Source organism: Sphingomonadaceae bacterium OTU29LAMAA1 (genome assembly GCA_024072375.1).
Taxonomy (GTDB): domain Bacteria; phylum Pseudomonadota; class Alphaproteobacteria; order Sphingomonadales; family Sphingomonadaceae; genus Sphingomonas.
Genome location: CP099617.1, coordinates 1396180 through 1421547, shown reverse-complemented (window position 1 = coordinate 1421547; position 25368 = coordinate 1396180). Strand labels below are relative to the sequence as shown.

At 66.2% G+C, this 25368-nt stretch carries 19 protein-coding genes; 8 read left to right on the top strand and 11 right to left on the bottom strand.

All coding sequences use genetic code 11. The features are described 5' to 3' along the window. Positions 1 to 48: 48 nt before the first annotated feature. From NF699_07015 to NF699_07000, 4 genes are all read right to left on the bottom strand, one after another. Entirely contained in the window at positions 49 to 441 is a 393-nt protein-coding gene (locus NF699_07015; GenBank protein USU06403.1) for an endonuclease domain-containing protein, read from the bottom strand. 179 nt (positions 442 to 620) lie between these two features. Beyond that, positions 621 to 2537 (bottom strand): ribonucleoside-diphosphate reductase subunit alpha, encoded by a 1917-nt coding sequence (locus NF699_07010; protein USU06402.1) that lies wholly within the window; start codon positions 2535 to 2537, stop codon positions 621 to 623. 461 nt (positions 2538 to 2998) lie between these two features. After that, positions 2999 to 3478, bottom strand: coding sequence for an opsin-5 family protein (locus NF699_07005; GenBank protein USU06401.1), 480 nt, complete (start codon positions 3476 to 3478; stop codon positions 2999 to 3001). Positions 3479 to 3614: 136 nt separating this feature from the next. Next, a complete protein-coding gene (locus NF699_07000; GenBank protein USU06400.1) occupies positions 3615 to 6290 on the bottom strand; it encodes an EAL domain-containing protein in 2676 nt (891 codons plus the stop codon). Between the two features lie 151 nt (positions 6291 to 6441). On the opposite strand from NF699_07000, the gene NF699_06995 reads away from it, so the two are divergent. Further along, entirely contained in the window at positions 6442 to 7965 is a 1524-nt protein-coding gene (locus tag NF699_06995; GenBank protein USU06399.1) for a fumarate hydratase, read from the top strand. A 104-nt stretch (positions 7966 to 8069) separates the two neighbouring features. Further along, complete coding sequence (locus NF699_06990) at positions 8070 to 8540, top strand: DUF2501 domain-containing protein (GenBank protein USU06398.1); 471 nt, start codon at positions 8070 to 8072, stop codon at positions 8538 to 8540. A gap of 369 nt (positions 8541 to 8909) precedes the next feature. On the opposite strand, the gene NF699_06985 is transcribed toward NF699_06990, so the two are convergent. Beyond that, positions 8910 to 9431 carry a hypothetical protein gene (locus NF699_06985; GenBank protein USU06397.1) on the bottom strand — a complete coding sequence of 174 codons (522 nt, stop codon included), beginning with the start codon at positions 9429 to 9431 and terminating at the stop codon, positions 8910 to 8912. A 112-nt stretch (positions 9432 to 9543) separates the two neighbouring features. Between NF699_06985 and NF699_06980 the strand changes: the two genes are divergently transcribed. Beyond that, positions 9544 to 9924, top strand: coding sequence for a PRC-barrel domain-containing protein (locus NF699_06980; protein ID USU06396.1), 381 nt, complete (start codon positions 9544 to 9546; stop codon positions 9922 to 9924). Between the two features lie 52 nt (positions 9925 to 9976). Here the strand turns inward: NF699_06980 and uvrB are convergent, their stop codons facing one another. After that, on the bottom strand, positions 9977 to 12172 hold the full coding sequence (uvrB, locus tag NF699_06975; GenBank protein ID USU06395.1) for an excinuclease ABC subunit UvrB: 2196 nt from the start codon (positions 12170 to 12172) through the stop codon (positions 9977 to 9979). Positions 12173 to 12341: 169 nt separating this feature from the next. Between uvrB and NF699_06970 the strand changes: the two genes are divergently transcribed. Beyond that, entirely contained in the window at positions 12342 to 13163 is an 822-nt protein-coding gene (locus tag NF699_06970) for a ferredoxin--NADP reductase (protein USU06394.1), read from the top strand. Positions 13164 to 13182: 19 nt separating this feature from the next. On the opposite strand, the gene NF699_06965 is transcribed toward NF699_06970, so the two are convergent. Together NF699_06965 and NF699_06960 are read right to left on the bottom strand one after the other, a co-directional pair. Further along, a complete protein-coding gene (locus tag NF699_06965; protein USU06393.1) occupies positions 13183 to 13965 on the bottom strand; it encodes an SDR family oxidoreductase in 783 nt (260 codons plus the stop codon). A 179-nt stretch (positions 13966 to 14144) separates the two neighbouring features. Continuing rightward, positions 14145 to 15314 carry an acetyl-CoA C-acetyltransferase gene (locus NF699_06960; protein USU06392.1) on the bottom strand — a complete coding sequence of 390 codons (1170 nt, stop codon included), beginning with the start codon at positions 15312 to 15314 and terminating at the stop codon, positions 14145 to 14147. 73 nt (positions 15315 to 15387) lie between these two features. Here NF699_06960 and NF699_06955 point away from each other — a divergent pair, with 73 nt between their 5' ends. Next, a complete protein-coding gene (locus tag NF699_06955) occupies positions 15388 to 16053 on the top strand; it encodes a nitroreductase (protein USU06391.1) in 666 nt (221 codons plus the stop codon). Between the two features lie 97 nt (positions 16054 to 16150). Here the strand turns inward: NF699_06955 and NF699_06950 are convergent, their stop codons facing one another. Beyond that, positions 16151 to 16417: a hypothetical protein gene (locus NF699_06950; protein ID USU06390.1), complete on the bottom strand. Its 267-nt coding sequence runs from the start codon at positions 16415 to 16417 to the stop codon at positions 16151 to 16153. Positions 16418 to 16531: 114 nt separating this feature from the next. Then, positions 16532 to 17917 (bottom strand): DEAD/DEAH box helicase, encoded by a 1386-nt coding sequence (locus NF699_06945; GenBank protein USU06389.1) that lies wholly within the window; start codon positions 17915 to 17917, stop codon positions 16532 to 16534. A gap of 403 nt (positions 17918 to 18320) precedes the next feature. On the opposite strand from NF699_06945, the gene NF699_06940 reads away from it, so the two are divergent. The 3 genes from NF699_06940 (at position 18321) to NF699_06930 (ending at position 24139) form a co-directional block, all read left to right on the top strand. Continuing rightward, positions 18321 to 21938, top strand: coding sequence for an autotransporter domain-containing protein (locus tag NF699_06940; protein ID USU06388.1), 3618 nt, complete (start codon positions 18321 to 18323; stop codon positions 21936 to 21938). Between the two features lie 375 nt (positions 21939 to 22313). Further along, entirely contained in the window at positions 22314 to 22577 is a 264-nt protein-coding gene (locus tag NF699_06935) for a hypothetical protein (protein USU06387.1), read from the top strand. Next, complete coding sequence (locus tag NF699_06930) at positions 22574 to 24139, top strand: methyl-accepting chemotaxis protein (protein USU06386.1); 1566 nt, start codon at positions 22574 to 22576, stop codon at positions 24137 to 24139. The genes NF699_06935 and NF699_06930 overlap by 4 nt, the downstream gene beginning before the upstream one ends. A 22-nt stretch (positions 24140 to 24161) precedes the next feature. On the opposite strand, the gene NF699_06925 is transcribed toward NF699_06930, so the two are convergent. Continuing rightward, on the bottom strand, positions 24162 to 25316 hold the full coding sequence (locus NF699_06925; GenBank protein USU06385.1) for an acyl-CoA dehydrogenase family protein: 1155 nt from the start codon (positions 25314 to 25316) through the stop codon (positions 24162 to 24164). Between the last annotated feature and the right edge of the window lie 52 nt (positions 25317 to 25368).

Genomic DNA, 25368 nt, shown 5'->3' with positions numbered 1-25368 from the left:
TGTGGGAGAGGGTGGTCCGTTCCGACGAACGCATGAGGGGGCTGTCCATTATGGGCGGCCCTTTTGCTTATGCGCGATGGCTGCGGCGATCGCCTGCACGACGCCGTCGATGATATCCATCACATCGGCATTGGCGAAGCGGATCACGTGGTAGCCTTCGGTAGCGAGGAAGCGGGTGCGGGCGGCGTCTTGCTTGATCTTGGTGGCGTGGTCGTCGCCGTCGACTTCGACGATCAGGTGGTAGGCATGGGCGCAGAAGTCTGCATGATAGGGGCCGAACGGAACTTGGCGGCGAAAGCGGGTGTCGGGAAAGGCTTCGCGGAGCGCGCGCCACAGGCGTCGTTCGGGTTCACCGGTTTCCTGGCGTAGCTTGCGCGACGTCGTGACGGTCAGCGGCGGGAGTTGCTGGCGTTTGGTCAGGCCGTTCGCATTCCCCCTCACCCTTCCCACGGCCTGCGGCCGCGGGCCCCTTCCCTCTCCCACGAGGGGAGAGGGATTTTGGTCCGCTTTTCCCTCTCCCCTTGTGGGAGAGGGAGGGAGCGCCGCAGGCGCGGAAGGGTGAGGGGGAAGCGTCATGTACCCTGCTCGTCCGTTGTCAGACGCACCGCCGACCCGTCACCTCACTGGCACGCGAGGCATTCGTCATAGTCGGTCGTCTCGCCGATCTCGAACTTCGGTGCGCTGATCGTGTTGTCCGCCTCGACCCCGCCCGAGCCGGCGAAACCGGCGCGCTGGACCGACTTGGAACGCAGGTAATAAAGCGACTTGATGCCCAGCTCCCACGCGCGGAAGTGGAGCATCAGGAGGTCCCACTTCTCGACGTCGGCGGGGATGAACAGGTTCAGCGACTGCGCCTGGTCGATGTACGGCGTCCGGTCGCCGGCGAGTTCGAGGAGCCAGCGCTGGTCGATTTCGAAGCTGGTCTTGTAGCAGTCCTTTTCTTCCGTGGAGAGGAAGTCGAGGTGCTGGACCGAGCCGCCGTGTTCGAGGATCGAGGACCACACCGCTTCGCTGTTCTTCGATTTCTCGTTGAGCAGCTTTTCGAGATAGGGGTTCTTGACCGAGAAGCTGCCCGACAGCGTCTTGTGGGTGTAGATGTTGGCCGGGATCGGCTCGATGCACGCGCTGGTGCCGCCGCAGATGATGCTGATCGAGGCAGTGGGCGCGATCGCCATCTTGCAGCTGAACCGCTCCATCGCGCCGGTGTCGGCGGCGTCGGGGCAGGGGCCGCGTTCGATCGCGAGCTGCATCGACGCTTCGTCCGCCTGGCTCTTGATGTGCTTGAACATACGCAGGTTCCACGACTTGGCCATCGCGCCCTCGAACGGGAGGCCGCGCGCCTGGAGGAACGAGTGGAAGCCCATCACGCCGAGCCCGACCGAGCGTTCGCGGCCGGCGCTATAGGCGGCGCGCTCCATGCCGGGTTCGTGGCGGTCGATGTAATCCTGCAGGACGTTGTCGAGGAAGCGCATCACGTCCTCAATGAAGCCCTTTTCGTCCTTCCACTGGTCCCACGTTTCGAGGTTGAGCGACGACAGGCAGCAGACCGCGGTGCGATCGTTGCCGAGGTGGTCGACGCCGGTCGGCAGCGTGATCTCGCTGCACAGGTTCGAGGTCGAGACCTTGAGGCCCAGCTCGCGGTGATGCTTGGGCATGTTCGAATTCACGTGGTCGGCGAAGACGATATAGGGTTCGCCGGTCTGGAGGCGGGTTTCGACCAGCTTCTGGAACAGCGAGCGCGCGTCGACCGTCTGGCGGATCGCCTGATCCTTGGGGCTGCGCAGATGCCATTCCTCGCCGTTGCGCACCGCTTCCATGAAGGCATCGGTGATGAGCACGCCGTGGTGGAGGTTGAGCGCCTTGCGGTTGAAGTCGCCCGACGGCTTGCGGATTTCGAGGAACTCCTCGATCTCTGGATGGCTGATGTCGAGATAGCAGGCGGCCGAACCGCGGCGCAGGCTGCCCTGGCTGATCGCGAGGGTGAGCGAGTCCATCACGCGGACGAAGGGGATGATGCCGCTGGTCTTGCCGTTGAGGCCGACGGGTTCGCCGATGCCGCGGACGTTGCCCCAATAGGTGCCGATGCCGCCGCCGCGGCTGGCGAGCCAGACGTTCTCGTTCCAGGTGTCGACGATGCCGTTGAGGCTGTCGGGGACCGAGTTGAGGTAGCAGCTGATCGGCAGGCCGCGCCCGGTGCCGCCGTTCGACAGCACGGGGGTGGCGGGCATGAACCACAGCTTGGAGATATAGTCGTACAGGCGCTGGGCGTGTGCGGCATCGTCCGCATAGGCCGAGGCGACGCGGACGAAGAGGTCCTGATAGCCTTCGCCAGGGAGCAAGTAGCGGTCGTTCAGCGTTTCCTTGCCGAAATCGGTGAGCAGCGCGTCGCGGCTGTGGTCGACCTCGACGGGGTAGGGGCGCGCGCGCACGGCCTTGCTGCCAGTGCCGACGGCTTCCGTCGCGGCGCTGGTGGTCGTCTCAGCGGTCGCTTCCATCGTGTCGGTCATTGCATCACCCTGCGTGTCCCTGAAGTCCATCGAAACCGCTCCTTCGTTCTCTAAGTGTTCGAATCGGCGGCGCATTTCCATGCTATCACCGTGGCGGCCCGGCCGTGAGAACAAAATGAGCACATCGCGTCACCGCGTCGTGTTCGTCACCGAAGCCCGATATGGGCATCAGCGCCGCTCTCTACCAGCAATTGGGTCCGCCCCCGAACTCAACCCCCACAAATTGTGGCAAAGCGGCCCGGCAGGCAAGGGGTTAATGATGCAGCGACGATGCCGTTCCATCGCTGTCCGGCTTCTCGCGACGGGCCGATACTAACGACGCGTGGACTTCCGCGGGTTTCGCAAAGCGCAAGAGAACAGCGGGCGAACGAAAATTTTTTGATGGTGTCGTCGGACCGGCACCGATCGACGGCCAACGGTGCCGTCGTGACCGTTTTCGACGCGATATCGACGGGTTGCGCCGGCGCGTGTTTGCGACTGCCCGTCCGGGATCAGTGGCGGGTGGCGTGGCCGGCGTCGATGACGCCATGACGCAGCGCCGCGGTGTAGAGCAGCTCGTTCTCGCGCTTGACCTGCGCCACCAGGCGGGGAAGCATCGCCGCGGCATCTTCAGCGAACGCATCCCACTGCGCGACGACCGCCGTCGGGTTCCAGCGAACGATGAAGGCGGTCCAGTCGCTCTTCAGCGCCTCCAGCTCGTCGGCCATCGCCGCGGCATGATCCGGCGAGGTGCCGCCGCGGATCGCGACGGTGGTCATGTCGATCACCTGATCCTCGACGCCCAGATGATCCGCCACCGACACCGTCAATTCGAGCAGGGCGACGGTCACATCCTCTGCCGGACGATCGTCGCGCCGGGTGAGCGCGACGAGAGCACCGCATTGACGGGCGATGCGATCGTGATCGCCCACCAGCCGGCCCCATGAGGTGCGGCGAGGGTCGATGCCATCGCTTTCGGGTCGATCGACCATGAGATACATCCTGGATGAACGCGACGTCGGGGCACGCAGGTGGCGCGGGCGTAACGGTTTTGCAATCGGCGAATGACGGCGACGCCGGGCGTTCGGCGGATTTGTCGTGCCCCCGCGAGGCAGATGCGTTCGCCGGTCAGACCGCGCGCCGCTGCACCCGGCCGAGTTGCGGATGGTTGAGCCGGTCGAGGTTGAACGGTTCGACGAATTGCAACCCCGCCTTGCCGTCCTTCGCCCAGGCGATCCGGGCGCTGAACATCTGATCCTCGACCAGTTCGATCAGGACATCGAGGCCGACAGCATGGCCGTCGACGGCAATACCGTCGATCATCGCGCCGCTGGTCGAGATGTTGCGGATGCGCACGTCGCCTTCGTTGCGGCCGATCGCCATGCGGGCGGAGCGCAACATCTTGGTCCGCGGCGCACGGCTGGTCTTGTGGCCGACGGGCGCGGCCTGCGCGGCGCCACCCAGTTGCACCATCACCTCGTCCGCGACGACGCCGCGGCCGTAGACATAGCCTTGAATGTGGCTGCAACCCAGGTCGCGGACCAGATCGATCTCGTCCTGGATCTCGACGCCCTCGGCCGTCGTTTCCATGCCCAGCGTATCGGCCAGCGTGACGATCGCACGGATGATCGCTGCGTTGCGGTTACCCGGCTGCGCGGCGCCGCGCACGAAGCTCTGGTCGATCTTGATCTTGTCGAACGGGGCGTTGCGCAGGTAGCCAAGGCTGGAATAGCCGGTGCCGAAATCGTCGAGTGCGAGGCGGACGCCGATCGCCTTCAGCGCCTTGAACATCGCATCGGTCGAACCCGATTCGTCGAGGAAGACGCCCTCGGTAATCTCGAGTTCGAGCCGGTGCGGCGGCAGGCCGCTGTGCGCGAGCGCGGAGGTGACCAGGGTCGGGAAGGCGGGATTGGCGAACTGGATCGGCGAGACGTTCACCGCGACGCGAACCTCGCGCGGCCAGCGTATCGCCTCGTCGCAGGCGGTGCGCATCACCCATTCGCCCAATGCCTCGATCAGCCCGCATTCCTCGGCGACCGGGATGAAATCGGCGGGAGAGATCGCGCCGCGGGTCGGATGATTCCAGCGGAGCAGCGCTTCATAGCCGACGATCTCGGTCGACAGGGTCGACACGACGGGCTGATAGGCGAGATGGAAACCGCCGGTGCCAAGCGCGTCGCGCATGTCGTCTTCCAGCGCCTTGCGGCTCTTGGCGCCTGCCAGCATCTCGTCGGAATAGAAGCGGTGCACGCCCCGTCCGTCCGCCTTGGCGGCGTAGAGCGCGAGATCGGCGTTGCGGATCAGCTCCTCGGCGTCCTCGCCATGTTGCGGCGCGATGGCGATGCCGATCGAACAGCCGATGGTGACCGATGCGCCGGCAATGAAATAGGGCTGCGACAGCGAGCCGATCAGCTCCTTCGCCAGCGTCGCCAGCGAATCGCGATTATCGATGCCGGGCAGCAGTACCTGGAATTCGTCGCCGCCGAGGCGTCCGACCAGACCACCGACCACGCAGGCATCGGCGACCACACGTTCCAGTCGCTGTGCGACCTGTTTGAGCAACGCATCGCCGGCCTGATGACCCAATGTGTCGTTGACCGCCTTGAACCGGTCGAGGTCCATCAGGAACAGCGACGTCGGCCGGAACGGGCCGACCCGCTGCTGGAGCAGCGTCTTGTCGAGGCTGTGCCGCATGCGCTGGCGATTGGCGAGCCCGGTCAGACCGTCGAACAGCGCGAGGCGCGTGATCTCGGCATCCGACTTGCGCTTTTCGGTCAGGTCGCTGCCCGATCCGATGAAACCCTGGAACCGGCCGAGATCGTCGACGACGGGGCGGCCGGATATCGACCACCACCGGTCGGTCTCCGCATTCTCGATCCGGCGGCCGGCGGCACAGACCGTATAATCGGAGAAGGAGGTGCGCGACGACAGATGGAAGGCGAGCGTCCGTTCGGTGCCGGGCGCCGCGCTGTCCATGCGAAAGACATCGGTCAGCAGGCGGCTGACGGGTTCGTCACCGTCGCTGCGCAGATCGGCGGCGACCTTGTCCGACAGATAGGTCAGGCGCCCCTGGCGATCGGATTCCCAGAACCAGCCGGTACCATGTCCTTCGAATTCGGCGATCATCTTGGCGGCGAGCCGGCCTTCGCTCGCCTCGGCGGCACGGGCGTGCGCCGCACGCGCATCGAGACGTGCGAGGCGGATCGTGGCGATACCCAGACAGATGAGGAAGACGAAGGCGACCGTCGAGGGCAGGAGCCGTTCCGACAGGATCGGCAGCATGAGCACCAATCCGGTGCCGAAGCCCAGAGTCGCGGCCCGGACCGGGTGCAAGGCGATCGTGGTGATGCCGATCGCGCCGGCAACGGCGACGAAGCATCCGAGCTGGACCGGTCCCATCGGCAGCTTCGTCGAGGCCCAGAGCAGCGACGACAGCGCAGCCGCGGTGCCGCTGGCCGCGAGCGCAAGGCAGCGGGTGCGGATGTGCGGGGCCCATTCGCGGGACCATGGCGTCATGAGCACGGCATAAGCGGCACAGGCGACGAGCAAGGCGAGGGCGATGGTGCCGCCGAGTTCGGCGATCGCCAGCGCGTGCGACTGCGCGAGCGCGGCGCCGAGCAGCACGGCGCAGGCCACCGACTGTGCCACGAGCGCGAACGGCCAGATCGCCGCGACGCTGAACAAGCGCAAGGCATGCGCCTGTGCATCGGGATCGTCGTGATCGTCGCGCAAGGCGAGCAGGCGCAGGATCGCGGCCGGGGACAGACCCGTGTCCGGTAGGGAGCGTGAGACCGATTTCGGCATATATCCGTTGCTACGCCGGTGATGGTTGAGAAAGCTTTGCGATCCCCGACATTTTCGACGGAATGCGAGATAAGGTGTGAAACGGTCAGATGCCGGCCGCTTGGCGACGGCGCAGGCTGGTTCTAAAGGCGGCGGCGAAGGAGCCTTGCCCGTGCCGACCGTGACCATCCGCCCCGCCGACCTGATCGAGAGCGTCGCCGACGCGTTGCAATTCATCAGTTACTACCACCCGATGGATTACATCCGCGCGCTCGGCGAGGCGTATGAGGCGGAGCAGAGCCCGGCGGCGAAGGACGCGATCGCGCAGATCCTGACCAACAGCCGGATGTGCGCCGAGGGGCATCGACCGATCTGCCAGGACACCGGCATCGTCACCGTCTTCGTCAAATGGGGACAGGACTGCCGGCTGGACGGCGATGAGAGCCTGCAACAGGTGATCGACGAGGGCGTACGCCGTGCCTACCTGCACCCCGAGAACAAGCTGCGCGCGTCGATTCTGGCCGATCCCGCCTTCACCCGCCGCAATACGAAGGACAATACGCCGAGCGTCCTGCACGTCGAGATGGTGCCGGGATCGAAGGTGTCGGTGGACGTCGCCGCGAAGGGCGGCGGGTCGGAGAACAAGTCGAAGTTCAAGATGATGAACCCCAGCGATTCGATCGTCGACTGGGTGCTGGAGATGATCCCGCAGATGGGCGCGGGCTGGTGCCCGCCCGGCATGCTGGGCATCGGCATCGGCGGCACCGCGGAAAAGGCGATGCTGCTCGCCAAGGAATCGCTGATGGGCGCGATCGACATGGGCCAGTTGAAGGCGCGCGGGCCGCGCAACGACATCGAGGCGCTACGCATCGAGCTGATGGACAAGGTGAATGCGCTCGGCATCGGCGCGCAGGGGCTCGGCGGGCTGTCGACCGTGCTCGACGTCAAGATCCTCGACTGGCCGACGCATGCGGCGTCGAAGCCCGTCGCGATGATACCCAATTGCGCCGCGACCCGGCATGCGCATTTCACGCTCGACGGGACCGGCCCGGTGTATCTGGAGGCGCCGAAGCTGAGCGAATGGCCGCAGGTGAACTGGACGCCCGACAAGGCGGCGATCCGCGTCGACCTCGACACGCTGACGCCCGACGTGGTGGCGACGTGGCAGCATGGCGACCGGCTGCTGCTCAACGGCAAGATGCTGACCGGGCGCGATGCGGCGCACAAGCGGATCGCCGACATGCTGGCAAAGGGCGAGGCCTTGCCGGTCGATTTCGCGGGCCGCGTGATCTATTATGTTGGGCCGGTCGATCCGGTCGGCGAAGAGGTCGTCGGGCCGGCGGGTCCGACCACCGCCACGCGGATGGACAAGTTCACCCGCATGATGCTGGATCAGGGCCTGCTGGCGATGGTCGGCAAGGCCGAGCGCGGCCCCGATGCGACGAAGGCGATCGCGGAGGGCAAGTCGGCGTATCTGATGGCGGTCGGCGGCGCTGCCTATCTGGTTGCCCGCGCCATCAAAGGAAGCAAGGTCGTCGGGTTCGAGGATCTGGGGATGGAGGCGATCTACGAATTCGAGGTCAGCGATTTCCCGGTGACCGTCGCGGTGGATAGCGAGGGCAAGAACGTCCACCAGCTCGCCCCGCTCGTCTGGCGGGACAAGATCGCGCGCGAGGGGTTGCTGACGCCGGCGTGAGCGGGGCGTCGGCGCATCCACGTTCGCTTCCCGGGGAGCGGCAGACGCGCCGACATCGCAGCGACGGCCGGCATGACGGGAACGCGTTGGCGGTGGAGCGGTTGATGCGGATCATTCCCGACGGATCGGACCCTGCCATGAAGACGTTCCTCGCCGCCGCGCTGCTGATCGCGCCGGCTGTCGCCATTGCACAGACCGGCACCAGCCCTACGCCGGCTGCAGGCGCCACGGCATCGGCGCCGCGTGGCGGCGGGTTGCTGGGGCAGGCGGGAAGCTTGCTGGGCGGCGGATTGCCGCAGATCGGGTCGATCGGCGCGGGCAATGCTGCGGGATTGCTGAGCTATTGCGTCAAGAACAGGCTGCTCGCTGCGACCGGTAATGGAACGGGTGCGGCCGGCGTGCTCGGCCGGTTGACCGGCAAGAAGGATGTGCGGACCTTGCCCGGATATGAGGCTGGACAGGCTGGGCAGGTGCAGACGCCGGCGGGATCGTCGCTGTCGCTCGATACGCTGCGCGGACAGGTGAAGGGACAGGTGTGCAACCTGGTGCTGAACCGGGCGCGGACGTTCCTCTGACCGTAAAATGAGAAGAGGGTGCCGGGCGCCTCCCGGCGACCCGACACCCCCCAAACATGGTCAGCGGCCGGAGAGCTCCAGCCCGGGAGACCATGAGGCCTCTACAACCCTCGTCATGCCGTTGATTGGGGGAGGATACCCCCCGGCAGACATCAAGCGGATTCTAGAAGCGAGTCCCCCGAACGAACTGAACCGACCCCCTTGCTGAACCATGAGACATCGGATCACCTCCTTTCGCTTGTGTTAGCCATGTGACCGGTATCCCGGCCACACCGGCAATGTGCGCATACCCGCGTGTGGATGCAAGACTTGTAAAGCACGACATTTTGCAGGACGATCCTGCCCGCCGCCGCAGTCTCAGCCTCAGTCTCAGCCGCGGCAATCCTCGGTCACCCGTTCGATCTCCGCCCAGGTGGGAACGACCAGCGTCGATCCGCCCGCCTGCTGGATGACGAAGCGCCCGCGACTGAACCCCATCGCGTCGAGCAGTCCGTCGTTCGGCAGCAACGCGGCGGCGACGTAGACGGGGGTGCCGCCGGTCGGGCGGACGGGGACGGCACGGGTGACGCTGGTGGTGCGGACGGTCAGCGGGGTCGCCACGGCGCCGGCGACCGACAGATAGACCTGGCGCGCGGCCGTGTCGCAGCGAAGCGTCAGCCGGGCGTCGCTGCCTGTGACACCGAACAGCGCGATGCTGCCGCGATCGTCGCGGCGATACGTCCACGTGCCGGGCGTGAGCGGCCAGTCCCGCCAGTCGCTGCCGGCGTTGACGACCGGCGGCGGTGGCGGCGGGGCAACCGTCACCGGTGCGGGCGCGGGCGGCGGCGGAGCGGCCTGCGGGACACAGGCTGCCACGGCAAGGATCGGGATCAGGGCAAGGGAACGGCGCATCGCATGGCTTATGGGCGAAGGGTGCGTCGCCCTCAACCCGCGATGGTGCGGCGGATCAGGGAACCGGCGTAGCTGCCGGGCGGTTCACCGGCATAACAATCAGGAGCATCCGATGTCGACCGACACCCAGACCGCCGCCGCCACCCAGTTGCTCGTCCAGTCGAATATCGCCCACTCGTTGAAGGTCGAGAGCCGGGACGGGGATCAGGTGGGATCGGTCTATGCGCTGATGGTGCACAAGGGCACGGGCCGATCGACGCATGCGGTGCTTAGCCTGGGCGGGTTCCTGGGCATGGGCAAGAGCTTCTATCCGTTGCCGTTTGAGCTGCTGCAATTCGACCCGGTGCGCGACCTGTACGTGGTGACGATCGACCGCCGCATATTGGAAGGCGGGCCGAGCTGGTCGAACAACGCGCCGGTGTTCGACCAAGCCTATGCCGATCGCGTGGCGAGCTATTACGGGGTGAGCGCGGCGAACCTGACGACGGGGTAAGCGACGCAGCGATCCCGTCGTCCTCGCCGGGAGGATGACGGGATCGCTGTATCTACCGTCCGCGGCGTCCGCCCATCCGCATCTTCTGTTCCTTGCCGTAGCGGGTCTTGCGGGTGCCGGGTTTGCCTTCGTTGCTGCGGCCCATGATGGGTGCTTTCTGTTCGTCGACGGGGAGGCCGAGTTCCTCGTTCTCCAACTGGCGGATTTCGTCGCGGAGGCGGCCGGCTTCCTCGAATTCGAGGTCGGATGCCGCCTTGCGCATCTTCTTCTCGAGGTCCTCGATATAGGCACGCAAATTGTGACCGACCATGTGCGGGCGGTCCTCGTCGATCGGGATGGTGACCTGATCGCCCTGGCTGACGTGGGCGATGATGTCGCCGATGTTGCGCTTGATCGTCGTCGGCGTGATGCCGTGGAGGGTGTTGTATTCCTCCTGCTTTTCACGGCGGCGGGCGGTTTCGTTCATCGCCCGCTCCATGCTGCCGGTGATCCGGTCGGCGTAGAGGATGACGCGGCCGTCGACGTTGCGTGCGGCGCGGCCGATCGTCTGGATCAGCGAGGTTTCGGAACGCAGGAAGCCTTCCTTGTCGGCGTCGAGGATCGCGACCAGCCCGCATTCGGGAATGTCCAATCCCTCGCGCAGCAGGTTGATGCCGATGAGCACGTCGTACACGCCGAGGCGCAGGTCGCGGATCAGCTCGATACGTTCCAGCGTCTCGACGTCGCTGTGCATGTAGCGGACCTTGATGCCCGCTTCGTGCATATATTCGGTGAGGTCTTCGGACATGCGCTTGGTGAGCGTCGTCACCAAAGTGCGATAGCCGAGCGCCGTGGTCTTGTGGCATTCCTGGATCAGGTCCTGCACCTGCTCCTCGACCGGCTTGATCTCGACAGGCGGGTCGATCAGGCCGGTGGGGCGGATGACCTGTTCGGCGAAGACGCCGCCGGTCTGCTCCATCTCCCAATTGCCGGGCGTCGCCGAGACGCTGACCGTCTGCGGGCGCATCGCGTCCCATTCGTTGAAGCGCAGCGGCCGGTTGTCGATGCACGACGGCAGGCGGAAGCCGTATTCGGCGAGCGTGATCTTGCGACGGTGATCGCCGCGCGCCATCGCGCCGATCTGCGGCACGGTCTGGTGGCTTTCGTCGACGAACAGCACGGCGTTTTCGGGCAGGTATTCGAACAGCGTGGGGGGCGGTTCGCCGGGCAGGCGACCGGTGAGGAAGCGGCTGTAATTCTCGATGCCTGCGCACGATCCGGTGGCGGCGATCATCTCGAGGTCGAAGTTGGTGCGCTGTTCGAGGCGCTGGGCTTCGAGGAGTTTACCCTCGGCGACCAGTTCCTTGAGGCGTTCGGCGAGTTCGTGCTTGATCGCGTCGCCAGCCTGCTTGAGCGTCGGGCCGGGCGTGACGTAATGGCTGTTGGCGTAGACGCGGACGCTGTTGAGGCTCGCGACCTTCTTGCCGGTTAGCGGATCGAATTCGGTGATATCCTCGATATCGTCGCCGAAGAAGCTGATCCGCCACGCGCTGTCTTCATAGTGCGACGGGAAGATTTCGAGCGTGTCGCCCTTCACGCGGAAGTTGCCGCGAGCGAAGGCGGCGTCGTTGCGCTTGTATTGGAGGGCGACCAGCTTGCGCACGATCTCGCGCTGATCGACGGCGGTGCCTTTCTTGAGGTCGAAGATCATCGCCGAATAGGTTTCGACCGAGCCGATACCGTACAGGCACGAGACCGAGGCGACGATAATGCAATCGTCGCGTTCCAACAGCGACCGCGTTGCCGAATGGCGCATTCGGTCGATCGATTCGTTGGTCGAGGATTCCTTCTCGATATAGGTGTCCGACCGCGGCACGTAGGCCTCGGGCTGGTAGTAATCGTAATAGCTGACGAAATATTCGACGGCATTCTCGGGGAAGAAGCTTTTGAACTCGCCGTAGAGCTGCGCCGCGAGGATCTTGTTGGGGGCGAGGATCAGCGCCGGGCGCTGAAGCTCCTCGATCACCTTGGCCATGGTGAAGGTCTTGCCCGATCCGGTGACGCCGAGCAGCACCTGATCCTTTTCGCCGGCGCGCGCCGTCGCGGTCAGTTCGGCGATGGCCGTCGGCTGGTCGCCCGATGGGCTGTACTCGCTCACCAGCTTGAACGGGCGGCCGCCCTCCACCTTCGCGGGGCGGGCGGGGCGGTGGGGGACAAAGTTCTCGCCGGTTTCAGGTTCGGCGAGGCTGGTGCGGATCTGGATGGCCATACGACGGTGAATATGGGTGCGTGCGCGTGTGGAGGCAACAGACCGTGAACACCAGTGTGCTGCTGCGTGCGCAGGAGCGCTGGAGGGCGAGAAAGCTTTGCTTTGGTTGACCGTGGCGCGCGGGGTTCATAATGCGATCCCTTCGCAAACAACCCGAAGCGCCTGATCGATGACCGATGTCCGTAGCCCAATAACCCTGCCCGAGACCAAGGCGTTCGCCAACGTCAAGGTGCTCTGGGTGCGCCATTGGAACGACCGGCTGTTCAGCTTCGCGGTCGAGCGGCCGGCGAGCTTCCGCTTCCGTTCGGGCGAATTCGTGATGATCGGGTTGCCGGGTGAGGGCGAGGGTGCGAAGCCGATCATGCGCGCCTATTCGATCGCGTCGCCGCATTATGCCGAGGAACTGGAGTTCCTGTCGATCAAGGTCGAGGACGGGCCGCTGACGTCGAAGCTTCAACTGATCGAGCCGGGCGACGAAGTGTATATGGGCAAGAAGCCGACGGGGACGCTGGTCACCGACGCTCTGGTCGGCGGCAAGCGGCTGTTCTTCTTCTCGACCGGCACCGGGCTTGCGCCGTTCCTGAGCCTCGCGCGCGATCCGGACGTGTACAGCATGTTCGATCAGGTCATTCTGGTGCATTCGGTGCGGCAGGTAAGCGATCTGGCCTATCACGACGAATTGCAGGCACGGCTGGCGGACGATCCGCTGGTGTCGGACGAGGCACAGCAGCAGTTCCACTATATTCCGACGGTGACGCGCGAACCGTTCCGCACCACCGGCCGCATCGGCGACCTGATCGAAAGCGCGGCGCTGTTCGGCGATCCGGTACAGGGTGCGAAGAAGCTCGATCCGGAAACCGACCGGATCATGCTTTGCGGAAGCATGGCTATGATCCGGGAAACGGCGGCGATGCTCGACTCGATCGGCTTCGAGGAAGGATCGAACGCCAAGGCCGGTACGTATGTGATCGAGCGGGCGTTCGTCGACTGAACGCCGGTTCGGGATGGCGTCAGCGCGGCGCCATCCTGATCCCACCGTCGAGGCGGATATCCTCGCCGTTGAAATAGCCGTTTTCGATCAGCGTCAAGGCGAGGTGGGCATATTCCGCCGGATCGCCCAGTCGCTTCGGGAAGGGGACGCTGGCGGCGAGCCCGTCCTTGACCGGCTGCGGAGCGCCTTGCAGCAGCGGTGTGTCGAAGATGCCGGGCAGGATCGTGTTCACCCGGATGCCTTCGCTCATCAGGTCGCGCGCGATCGGCAGGGTCATGCCGACGACGCCCCCCTTCGACGCGGAATAGGCGGCCTGACCAATCTGGCCGTCCTCCGCCGCGACGCTGGCGGTCATGACGATCGCACCGCGCTCGCCGTGCTCGCCCGGCGTCAGCGTCAGCATCCCCGCCGCCGACTTGGCGACGCAGCGGAACGTCCCGACGAGATTGATCTGGATGAGCCAGTTGAACGCTTCCAGAGGGAAGTGCTTGATACTGCCGTCTTCTTTCGAGCGGCTGGCGGTTTTCACCGCGTTGCCGGTTCCGGCGCAGCAGACCAGCACCGATTCCTGACCGTGCGCCTCGCGAGCGCGGGCAAAGCCGGCATCGACGCTGTCGTCGCTGGTGACGTTGACCTCGCAAAAGACGCCGCCGATCTCGGCCGCGAGCGCCTCGCCCTTTTCGCATTGCAGGTCGAAGATCGCGACTTTTGCCCCCTTGGCGGCGAGCGCGCGGGCGGTCGCGGCGCCGAGGCCGGAGGCACCGCCGGTGACGATGGCGGCTGTGGTGTCGGTGATGATCATGCTGGTTACCTCTTTCTCTGCATTCCTCCCCCCGCGAGGGGGAGGGGGACCGTTCGGCGTCAGCCGAATGGTGGAAAGGGAGGTAAGCGACGCGCTTGATACAGAAAGTCGCCGCTTACCTCCCCCTCCGTCACGGCTTCGCCGCGCCACCTCCCCCTGCGGGGGAGGAACGTGGCGGGTCAGAGCCGCTCGACGATCGTGACGTTGGCGATGCCGCCGCCTTCGCACATCGTCTGGAGGCCGTAGCGGCCGCCGCGCGCGTGCAACGCGTGGATCAGGGTCGCCATCAGCTTCGTGCCACTCGCGCCAAGCGGATGGCCGAGCGCGATCGCGCCGCCGTTGACGTTGAGCCGCGCGGGGTCGCCCCCGATATGCTGCAACCATGCCAGCGGCACCGGTGCGAATGCCTCGTTCACCTCGTACAGGTCGATGTCCTCGATCCGCATGCCGGCGCGCCGCAGCGCCTTGTCAGTGGCGAACAGCGGTTCCTCGAGCATGATGACGGGATCGCCGCCGGTGACGGTCAGATTGTGAATGCGCGCCAGCGGGGTCAGGCCGTGCGTCTTCAGCGCCGCCTCGCTCACCACCAGTACCGCGCTCGATCCGTCGCAGATCTGGCTGGCGTTGGCGGCGGTGATCGTGCCGCCCTCCTGTAGCAGCTTGACCGCGCCGATCGTCTCGGGCGAGGCGTCGTAACGGATGCCCTCGTCACGGTCGTGCAGTGCCGGGCCGTCGGGTGTCTCCACCTCCAGCCCGACGATCTCGTCCCGAAACACGTCGGCCTGGGTGGCGGCCGCGGCGCGGCGGTGGCTTTCGAGCGCATAGGCGTCGAGCGCCGCGCGATCGAAGCCGTATCTGCGCGCGATCATCTCCGCGCCCATGAACTGGCTGAACTGGACGTCGGGGAAGCGCACCTCCTGACGCGGGCTCTTCGCCTTGCCGAGGCCCGCCTGTGCGAACAATGCGCCGGTCGATCCCATCGGTACGCGGGTCATGCTCTCCACGCCCGCGGCGATGACGACGTCTTGCGTGCCGCTCATCACCGCCTGCGCCGCGAACTGGATCGCCTGCTGGCTCGATCCGCATTGGCGGTCGATGGTGACGGCGGGGACGCTGGTCGGCAGTTTCGAGGCGAGCACCGCGCCGCGACCGACCTGAAAGCCCTGCTCGCCGCCCTGGCTGACGCAGCCCATGATGACGTCCTCGACCGCGGCGGGATCGATGCCGCTGCGTTCGATGATCGCGTCGAGCACCGCCGCTGCCATGTCCGCCGGGTGCCACCCCGCAAGCCGTCCGCCGCGACGCCCGCCGGCGGTCCGCACCGCCTCGACGATATAGGCTTCCGCCATCATCCTCTCTCCATAACTCTTGTTATTGTGGTGCTGTGTCGCGTAATCGGCGGCGAAGCGCAAGGGGATCGATATGGATGTGCGGGACGCGGTGCAGGCGCGGCGATCGGTGCGCGGGTTCCTGGATACGCCGGTCGAGCTGGCGACGCTGCGCGGGCTGGCGGAGGCGGCGGCGCGGGCGCCGTCCGGGGGCAACCTGCAGCCGTGGCACGTGCATATCGTTCACGGCGAAGCTCTGGCGCGACTGAAGGCTATTGTCGCGGCGAAGCTGATGCGCGGCGAGACGGAGACGCCGGGCTATGCGGTCTATCCGCTAGAGCTGGATGATCCTTATCGCGCGCGGCGCTCGGAGGTGGGGGAGGCGCTGTACGGCCACCTCGGCATCCCGCGGGCGGATCGGGATGCCCGGCGGCGCTGGTTCGCGGAGAACTTCCGCTTCTTCGGGGCGCCGGCGGCGTATTTCTGTTCGGTCGACCGGGAAATGGGGCCGCCGCAATGGTCGGACCTCGGCATGTACCTCCAGACGCTGATGCTGCTTGCGGTGGAGGCGGGGCTGGCGACGTGTCCGCAGGAATGCTGGGCGATGTTTCCGGGGACGGTGGGGGTGACGCTTGGGCTGCCGGAGGGACGGATGCTGTTCTGTGGCGTGGCGATCGGGTTCGAGGACATCGATGCGCCGGCCAATGCGCTGCGGAGCGAGAGGGCGGATGCGGGGGAGTGGCTGAGCGTCGTTGCGTGAGTGGCAACTGTGATGTTTGGGCGTAAAGGCCCACCGAACATCCTTCGTCACTCCGGAACTAGTCCGGGGTGACGGAAGCGTTGGGGCGACCGCGGAGCTACAGAACCACGCTGACCGGCTTCGACTCCTTGATCGCTGCCAGCACCATCCGCTCCCATACTGCCGGATCACCCGCCGCGGCCATTGCCTGATCCGGCTCGCGTAGCGTCCGCAACACGGCCAGCGCATCAGGCAGGTAATCGCGCCACGCGCTGTCCACCTGATCCCCGGCGCTCTCGGCGTCGCCGCCGGCGTTGACGCTTATCCGCTGCCCGGCAAGTACGCGGGCGATCCGTTCGGCGATCGGCGTGGTGGACACGTCCATATTGGCTCTCCTTCGACGGGAGAATGCCTGAGGTTCACGTCGGTTGCGAGCCCAAAGCAAACGGCCCGGCAAGCGAAGCTCACCGGGCCGTCATGCGTCAGCAGGGAAGAAGGATCAGCGCGCCGCGCCGCTGCCCTGGCCGCGACCACCACCGCCGCCCGAACGGCCGCGACCGCCACCACCCGAACCACCGCCGCTACCGCTACGCTGACCGCCACGGCTGGCGTTGGCGTAGTTGCGCGTTGCGGTCGGCGCATGCGTCGCGCGCGGCCGCGCCGGCTGGCGCTGGCCGCGCGGCAGGTCGGCGCGCGGGGCGGGATCGGCACCGATCGCCTTGACGCGGGTCGCCTTGATCTCGTTCGACAGTCCCTGGAAGTTCTCCGGCAGCGGCTGCACGGCAACCTTCTGGCGGGTCAGCTTCTCGATATCCTTCAGGTACGGACGCTCGTCATCCGCGCAGAACGCGACAGCGATGCCGCTGGCACCCGCACGCGCGGTGCGGCCGATGCGGTGGACGTATTGCTCGGCGACGTTCGGCAGTTCGAAGTTGATGACGTGGCTGACGCCCGACACGTCGATGCCGCGCGCGGCGATGTCGGTGGCGACCAGCACCTTGGTCTTGCCGTCCTTGAACTCGCCCAATGCGCGCTCGCGCTGGCCCTGGCTCTTGTTGCCGTGGATCGCGTTCGCCGGAATGCCGTTGCCCGCCAGCAGCTTCACGACGCGGTCGGCGCCGTGCTTGGTGCGGGTGAAGACCAATGCGCGATTGATCGTCGGGTCCTGCAACACGATCGTCAGCAGCGCCTGCTTCTCCGACTGGTTGACGAAGGTGACGTACTGGTCGACGCGCTCGGCGGTGGTCGATGCGGGGACGACCGACACCGTCTTAGGCTCATGCAGGAACTGGTTGGCCAGCTCGCGGATCGCGACCGGCATCGTCGCCGAGAAGAACAGGGTCTGGCGCTTGCGCGGGATCATCCGCACGATCTTCTTGAGCGCGTGGATGAAGCCGAGGTCCATCATCTGGTCGGCTTCGTCGAGCACCAGGATCTCGATCATCGACAGGTTGCACATGCCCTGCTCGACCAGATCGATCAGGCGGCCCGGCGTGGCGACGAGGATGTCGACGCCGCGGCTGAGGTCCTGACGGTTCTTGTTGATGCTGGTGCCGCCGAACACGGTTGCGACCGACAGCTTGCTGAACTGGCCGTAGCCGCGCGCATTGTCGGCGATCTGGCTGGCGAGTTCGCGCGTCGGCGCAAGGACGAGCATGCGGCAATGCGTCGGCAGCACGCGCTTCTGGTTCTCGGTCAGGCGCTGAATCGACGGCAGCACGAACGCGGCGGTCTTGCCGGTGCCGGTCTGCGCGATGCCGAGCAGGTCGCCGCCTTCAAGCAGGATCGGGATCGACTGCGCCTGGATCGGGGTGGGGGTGGTGTAGCCCTTGGCTTCGAGCGCACGGACGAGGGGCTCGGCGAGGCCGAGGTTGGCGAATGACATGGGTAGTTAGCCTTCAAAACGGGGCCTGACCCGCGCGCCGGAATCCATGGGTGGAAACGGCTCGCAGGGGGCGGGGGAAACTGACACCCCGCGTGAATAGGGAAGCCCTGAGCGTATCGACCGAGGCGGAGCCGGGGTTGGCGCTAGGCCGACCCGTTCACGCTGCATGACGCCTCGATTGAGCGCCATGTGCGCTGCGCTGCGGCAAAAGTCAAGACGGATGCCGAAAGCCGTTACGCGACCAACATGAAGTGTTGCACTCTATCAACACTCTGGTCCGATCTGGTTCGAAAGCCCGCCCGGCCGGCTTCTTGCCTTGACACGCATCGGCCCACCGATACGGTCGCCGCCATCCGATAAGCCGCTTGGGAGAGCGGCGGATAAACAGGGGTTTAATACGACGATGGCTGACACCGCAATCCGTGGCGCCGCGCGCCGCGCGCTTCTCGCATCCACTGCTCTGATCGCGCTGCCGACGATGGCGCATGCGCAGGTCGCACCGACATCGGTGGAAAATGTCGCGCAGGCCACCGGCCGGCTTTCGATCTCCGGTCTGGACACGATCGCCCACTCGGAGCGGCCGGTGTTCGTCGACAACATCGCACAGGGCGTGACGCTGACGCCGCTCGCGAACCTCGGCGCGATGGTCGAGCAGAACCGCGCGCTGCCGCTGTCGTCGCTGCAGAACGAGCCGAACATCGTCATCCGCCAGCCGGGCACGTCGACGACGTCGCTCGATCTCGGCACCAGCGTCAACGGCGTCGGCAACATGACGATCGCCTATGCCGACGGCATCGGCGTCTGCACCGGCACGCTCATCAACCCGCGCACCGTGATCTTCGCCGCGCATTGCGTCAACGAGAACAGCGCAGGCACCGGCGCGCAGGACCCGTGGCAGTATGGCTCCGCCGGCGGCGGCATCCCGATCGCCTTCGGTTTCCAGGCGAATAACCTGCCCGCAGTGCGCGACTGGTATCTGGCGACGACGGCCACCGGCGCGGCCAACGCCAACCAGTTCAAAACCAGCACCTCCAATTTCCTCTATAACGTGAATCAGGTCGTCTATAACGCCGACTCGCTGAAGCTCGGTCTCGCACAGAACTTCCTGCAGGCGGACGTCGCGATCGCGACGCTCGATACGCCAGCGGCGAACGTGCCGACCTGGGCGCTGCTGTTCTCCGCTCTGCCGGCCCCTGCGTCGATCAGCGACACTACCGGAACCGGCTATCACGTCACGATCACCGGTTATGGGCGCAGCGGCACCGCGACGACGACCACCGGCGACACGCTGGCCGTCGATTACCGCCGCCGTATCGCCGAGAACACGATCGGTATCCTCGGATCGTTCAACGATCGCGATGCCTTCATCTTCGGTTCGACCAGCGGCCTGCCGCAGAACCTGTACCAGCTCGACATGGACGATCCGCGTCGTGGCACGGCCGCCAAGAGCCCGTACGACTTCAACCTGTTCAAGGACAACGCGCTGCCCAACGAGGGCACCACGGCAGGCGGCGATTCGGGTGGCCCGCTGATCCTCGACCGGGCGTTCGCGAAGCAGGTCGTGATCGGCGTGCTGTCGGGTGGCAGCCGGTTCTATGCCGCGCAGCCGTTCGGCTCGTACGGAACGGAAAGCTTCTACCAGCCGCTCTACCTGTTCTGGGACTATGTGGTCGCGAACAATCCCTATCGCTATGCGCAGACCAAGGCCGGCGACGGCCTGTGGACGGACGCGTCGCGCTGGGTGACGGCGCTCGATCCCAATTATCAGGTGATCGTCAACGGCCAGCTGGCGAACGGCCTGCCGACCCTGACGGGTGCGGGCATCGCGGGGGACGCCAACAAGTTCGGCAAGGTCTGCTTCGAGACCGCGACGGTCAGTGACTGTCAGGATCTCAAGACCGGCATCGAGTTCATCAACGGCCAGCCGGTCGCGGGATCGGGCACGGTTCCGGCAACCAACGCCGATACGGCTGCGATCGTCGGCACCGGGATCGGGGTCGAGAACGCCAGCCAGCCGACGCGCGCCGACGCATCGCTGCTGGTCGGGGGAGAGAACGTCGCACAGGCCGGCGAGGCCGCTCCGTTGGCCGTCGTCGCAACTCCAGCGCCGACGCCGGCCAACGGTCTGCCCGGTGCGACCAACTTCGTCCCCAACAACGTCGATCCGAACCGGGTGACGAAGGTGAGCGCGCGCTATTACGACGTCTCGCTGACGGCCGCGGGAACGACGACGCTCAACACCGCGGTGACGATCGATCGCTTCACCGTCGCGGGCAGCACCGCCCGGCTTGCGGTCACGTCCGGCGGATCGCTGACCAGCCTGATGGGCGTCACGCAGGTGACCGGCGTCGTCGACAACAACGGCATCATCAACAGCCGCGGCGACTACATGAACCTGGGTGGCATGATCACCGGTTCCGGCCGGTTCAATGCGCCGTTCCTCACCAACGTGTCGGGCATGATCGCGCCGGGGACGACGGGGACGATCGGCACGCTGACCGTCGGCGGCAACTTGATCCTGGCATCGGCCAGCACGGTGCTGGTGGATGTCGGTCCGAACGGATCGTCGGACAGCATCGCCGTGGTCCGCAACGGCACCACCGATGGTCTCGCCAACATCGGTGGACGCGTCGGCTTCGCCGCGGTGGCCGGACACACGATCCGCTTCAACGACGTCTACACCATCCTGACCGCCGCGGGCGGCATCTCCGGCACGTTCCAGTCGCCGGCCGCCTTGTCCGCGATCCTGACCCCGCAGTTCGTCTATTCGGCGAACAGCGTACAGGCGCGGATCGTCGCGGGCACCTATGCCAGCGTCGTCGCCGCCACGCCGATCCAGACCGCGTTCGCCGGCCTGCTCGATCGTAACCGCGCCGCGAACTATGGCAGCCTGTCCGGCCTGTACGGCATCCTTGACCTTCAGAATGCGGCGACGATCCAGTCGACGCTGGAAGGCTTCGCGCCGCGCACCACGCCGCTGAAGTTCGGCATGGCCACGGTCGCGACCGAGAATATGTCGCGCTTCTATCGCCAGCACCTCGCCGGTATCGACGCCAGCGAAACGATGGGCGGAACGCTGACCATGACCGGTCAGCCGTTGCAGTTTGCCTCGCTGATGGCGAGCGACCTGCCGGCGACGCAGGCGACCGCGAGCGACACGACGTCGACCACGGTCCGCGAGGGCGTGCTGCCCGAGAACGTCAACGTCTTCATCGCAGGCGGCTATGTCGACGGCGACAGCCGCAGCCTGCGCGATGCACGGCCATTCGGTGGCCGTGACGATTTCGACGGCTTCTATGTGGTCAGCGGGATCGAGGCGAAGGCCGGCGACAATGGCGTGATCGGCTTCGGCTTCGGCTACACCAAGCTCGACGGCAGCACCGGCGGCGTGGCGCAGAGCGCGCGTGGCGAGCTGTTCCAGGGAACGCTGTTCGCCAAGGCGCAGAGCCCGAGCGGTCAGGTGCTCGACGCACAGGTGAGCGGCGGCGTGTTCCAGGCACGCACCAATCGCACCGTGTCGATCGTCGGCACCACGTCGAACCTGCGCAGTCGCGACAATGCGCTCGCGGTGTCGGCGGAGGTCGGTGTGGCGCAGATGTTCGACGTCGGCGGTTTCCAGATCGGGCCGCGCGTCGCCGGCCGGATCAACCGCGTCGGCTTCACCCCGACGGTGGAGACCGGCGGGAACGGTGCGCTGCGGTTCGACCGGTACGAACTGGAAAGCCATCAGGGTCGTGCAGGGTTGCAGATCGCGGGTGGTCAGGTGCTCAAGCCGTTCGCCTCGGCCTATTTCGTCCACGACTTCAAGAACCAGCCGGGTGTGTTCACCGCGAACTTCTTCGGCGGCACCGCGCCGGCGGGCTTCGCGCTGACGAGCCAGGATCGCAACTGGGGCGAGATCGCGGCGGGGCTGTCCTATTCGAGCGGCATGTTCGAACTGTCGCTGAGCGCGGACACGACGATCGAACGCGACGACGTCCGCAACCAGGCGTATCGCGGCGCGGTCAAGTTCAAGTTCTGATCGCGGCATAGCCACATGCGGTCGCTGCCTTGCCCGGGCGAGCGACCGCATGTGACAGCCGAACGCAACGTGATGGCTCCGATGCTCGCATCGGAGCCATCCTGCTGTCTGCCGTATGGGATTTTGGCCGTCCGTCATGCATGCGACCGGCCGGATATTCAGCAAACGCGTCTTGCAAACCGGCGGCGCAACAATGCGGGAAATAGCGCAGTGCAGCACGTCGACGCCGTCTTTTATGTAGTGTCGACGGACCGTTAGCCGCTGTTGGTTGGCGCGGCGTTTACCTTCGGGAAACCAGCCTGGCCGTATGTGACCATTATGGTTCTTTCCGGTCGACACGCCCGATCATACCCTTGGCTCGCAACCGCATGGCAGGTGGCGGCAGCGATGGTGCTGGTCCCCGCATTCGCCCTGGCGCCGCCGATCGAGGGCGATCTGTTGCTCGTACCGCTCCGGTCTGACCGCTCCCCGGCGGACATAGCGGTGCGCCATGGCGCTTTGATCGTCGCGGCCGGGCCGACGCGGGGCAGTCTGCTGGTTCGCGGGCGCCTGATGAGCCTCGCATGGCCGTTGCTCTCGAAGGGCGTGCTGACGCTCGGAGCGCCGGCGGTGATCTGCGGGAAGGAGGCGGCGGCATGACGGTCGATTCGGTCTATGCCTTGCGTGCGGGCGGTGTGCGCAAGCTCGTGCTGTTCGGGTGGCTCTGTGTCACGGCGCTCGCCGTCATGGCGATCGGGATCGGGCATGGCATCGCGCTCGTCTGTCCGGTGATCGGCGGACTGTTCCTGCTGCTGCCTACCCGGATGGCGCTGCAGGGTCGCGCCGATCTGCCGGCATTGCTGTCCATTGCCGTCGTGCTGGCGCTGCTTCCGGCGCTGCTGGTGATATTGCTGGCGGGCGGGCCGTGGCAGATGGACGGCCATATGTTCTTCTTCGTGGGCCTGTCGATGCTCGTGCTGCTGTGCGACTGGCGGCCGATCGTGCTCGCGGCGGTGCTGATCGCCGTGCATCATCTGACGCTGGATCTGGTGATGCCGGCGTTGGTGTTCGCCGGTGGCCAGACCGATACCGGCCGCGTCCTATTCCATGCCGCGGCGGTCGGTTTGCAGACGATCGCGCTGAGCTATGCGGCGGAGCAACTGCTGCGTCTGCTGACGAAGCAAGACGTGGCAAGGGTCGAAAGCGAGCGGCTGGCGGCGACGGCGGATACCGAACGCGCCGTGGCGGCGCAAGCGCGCGAGCGGGCGGTTGCCGCACTTGATGCGGCACGCAGCGCCGAAGCGAGAGAGATGCACGAACGGCGCGAACGCAATGCAGCGGAAGCCCGGATCAAGGCGCGCCGTCATGCCGAGCTGCTGACGCTTGCTGCCGGCATGGAAGCGACGGTCGTCGAGGTCGCCGTTGCGCTGGAGGAAGCCTCCGGCCGCCTGGAGGGGTCGGCGACGTCGCTCAACGCGATCGCCGCCGATACCGGCCGTCGCGCCAACGATGCGGCGACAGGGGCGACCAAGGCGGCGGAAGCGGTACGCGGCGTGCAGCGGGATGTGGTCGACCTCGCCAACACCATCGCCAGCGTCGCGCGCAGTGCGGAAGAGCAAAGCGCCTTGACCGTCACCGCGCAGGACAATGCCGCCAATGGCGATCGGGCGGTGCAGGATCTCGCCGTCCGTGCCGGTGCGATCAACGGCTTCGTCGGCGAAATCAACGGCATCGCCGCCCAGACGAACCTGCTCGCGTTGAACGCGACGATCGAGGCCGCGCGGGCCGGGGCCGCGGGCGTCGGCTTTTCGGTGGTGGCGGGGGAGGTCAAGCAACTGGCGTCCGCGACCAGCCGCACGACGGACAAGATCGCGGCGCTGATCGCCAGCGTCGAACATGGCGTCGACACCGCCGCGAACGATCTCGGCAAGGCATCCGCCGCGGTCTCGCGCGTGGCGATCGCGACGGCGGACATCCGGACGGCGATGCAGGGCCAGCGCGATGCCGCGACCCGGATCGAACGCAGCGTGCGAGAGGCGGCGGCGGGCGCGAAGACGATCGAGGAGCGGATCGGCGACGTCGCCGCGGCGGCGAACACCGCCGGCACGCTGTCGGCCGAAGTGCGCGAGGCGGCGGCGCGGCTGTCGGAGCATGCGCGTAGCCTGCGCGTGTCTACGGACAGCGTCGTCCGGGAATTGCGGAGCGGTACGATCCGGGCATAGTGACCTCGCCGGGCGATCCCGCCTATAGCTTGCGGCCGATCACCTCCTTCATGATCTCGTTCGTGCCGCCGTAAATGCGACTGACCCGCGCGGCGCGCCATGCCCGCGCGATCGGATATTCGTTCATATATCCCGCACCGCCATGCAGCTGGAGGCAGGCGTCCATCACCTCCCATTGCAGGTCGGTGTGCCACAGCTTCGCCGCGGCGCCCTCCTCGTTGGTCAACTTGCCGTCCAGATGGCGGCGGATCGCCCAGTCGAGATGCGCCCAGCCGACCTGAAGCTTCGCCGCGAGCTCTGCCAGGACGAAACGGGTGTTCTGGAAATCGAAGACCACACCGGCGAACGCCTTGCGATCCTTGGTGAAGGCGACCGTCTCGTCGAACGCCTTCTGGGACGAGGCCTGTGCGCCGACCGCGATCGACAGACGTTCCTGTGGCAACTGACTCATCAGATAGACGAAGCCCTTGCCCTCTTCGCCGAGGCAATTGGTGATCGGCACGCGCACGTCGTCGAAGAACAATTCGGACGTGTCCGCCGCCTCCTGCCCGATCTTGTCGAGCTTGCGGCCGCGGCGAAAGCCTTCGCGGTCCGCCTCGACGAGGATGATCGACATGCCTTTGTAGGCGGGTTGTGCCGCCGGATCGGTCTTGGCGACGACCAGGATCAGGTCGGCGTTCTGGCCGTTGGTGATGTAGGTCTTGCTGCCGTTGACGACGTAATGATTGCCGTCGCGCTTCGCCGAGGTGCGGATCGCCTGAAGGTCGCTGCCCGTCCCCGGCTCGGTCATCGCGATCGCGCTGATCGTCTCGCCCGACACCATGCGCGGCAGCCAGTATCGCTTCTGCTCGTCCGACCCGTAATGCTCGAGATAGCCGACGACGATGTCGGACTGCAGCGTGAAGCCGGCGGGGACGCCGTTGTAGGTCAGCTCCTCGTTGACGATCGCGTTGTAGCCGAAGTCGAGGCCGAGGCCGCCATATGCCTCGGGCACCGTCGGGCATAGCATGCCGACCTCGCCCGCCTGTCGCCAGAACGACGGGGGCACCAGCCGGTTCGCTTCCCAGTCGGTGACGTTCGGCACGCCTTCCTTGCGCAGGAAACTGCGCACCGTCTGGCGGAATGCCTCATGATCCTCGCCATAGGCGAACCGTCCCGCGACATCGTCGAGCGTCATGGCGATCTCTCCATCTTCCGTTTGGCGGAGAGGCTGCGGACCCCAGCGTCAC